Source organism: Clostridioides sp. ZZV15-6598 (assembly GCF_020657705.1).
Lineage (GTDB): Bacteria > Bacillota > Clostridia > Peptostreptococcales > Peptostreptococcaceae > Clostridioides > Clostridioides difficile_F.
The window spans coordinates 1-1,170 of record NZ_JAGWCS010000280.1 but is presented as its reverse complement, the minus strand read 5'-3'; the positions used below and the strand labels follow the sequence as shown (position 1 = coordinate 1,170).

Sequence of the window (1,170 nt, the reverse complement as noted above, 5' to 3'; positions counted from 1 at the left end):
CAGATTTCTAGCCTGCTTATTAAGCTTACTTCTCAATAAGAAGTATAAAACTATAACTATAAGTTCTATTAGTAAAAATATACCATAGCTGATTATAGAATTAGTTTGTGATATACCATTTCTAAAGAAGATTAATGCTATTCCTACAACAATAATACCAATAGCATTCTTCCCTATAGCATCTTGCCCAAATCCATAAAATAAAGGAAAATCTCCTTTTACCTCAGCAATTGTAAACATTACACCAAATACTATAAAGACAATTCCAACAATCGTCATAATTAAACTTACCATTCAATCATCCCCTTGATTAAAAAGTATCTTCAATAATAATTAAAATTTCTAAAAATTGTATATTGCAAACATCACTTTAACAATTTCTATAATATTATTATATATTCAGTTTTTAATAAAAGCAATGTGAATAAATAATATTCTGAAATAATTAAAAATAGCAATAAAATATTCATAGTCACTCATCATAAAATTATATTTAAATATTATTTTATTTTTCTTTATATTTTTAACTATGCTATACTTTTTAAGCAGGAGATAATATAAAAAATACTTTATTGAGGTATATGACTTGATATATATGAGGTAACTTCATCAGGAGAAATATTCAAAACAGTTGCAAACTCTTCATTTAATAATCTTTCTGCTTCTTTCATCATATTATCATCTGCTTGATGTGATTTTTTACCAAGAGATTTTATATGTTCTTTATTACAGTATATACTTCTTATTAATTTAAGTAACTCTTCACACTTACCACTTCTAAGCATCATTTTAAATTGCTCACTTCTCATTTTTTCATTATCTATCCAGGATGTATCCATATTAGGTATATCATTTATTAGCGAAGCCACAGTAACTTCAGAAAGTATCTTTCTCATTGGAACTTTCTTATTATCAACAGGTATTTTTATTATTGTATTATTAGAATAAAGTGGACTCAACACATAATATTCTTTTTGTACACCATTTGTAATTTTTTCGTTTGTTATGTCCAAAACTTTACAAACACCCGTCATTCCGTACATTATATAATCATCAATCTTAAACACAAAACCTCACCATCCTTAACAAAAAATAGTTTTGACAACTGAATTTACATCATCAAAACTATCTACTATATACTAATTGTACCATATTTTCAGATTTTAAGCT

2 protein-coding genes are annotated in these 1,170 nt (G+C 25.3%); both read right to left on the bottom strand.

Annotated elements, in window-relative coordinates:
- The coding region (locus KGF50_RS21545) for a hypothetical protein (protein ID WP_227849955.1) at window positions 1–294 on the bottom strand (294 nt) is incomplete at its 3' end.
- Between the two features lie 275 nt (window positions 295–569).
- Window positions 570–1,067 (bottom strand): CarD family transcriptional regulator, encoded by a 498-nt coding sequence (locus tag KGF50_RS21540; RefSeq protein ID WP_227849954.1) that lies wholly within the window; start codon window positions 1,065–1,067, stop codon window positions 570–572.
- Window positions 1,068–1,170: the final 103 nt, after the last annotated feature.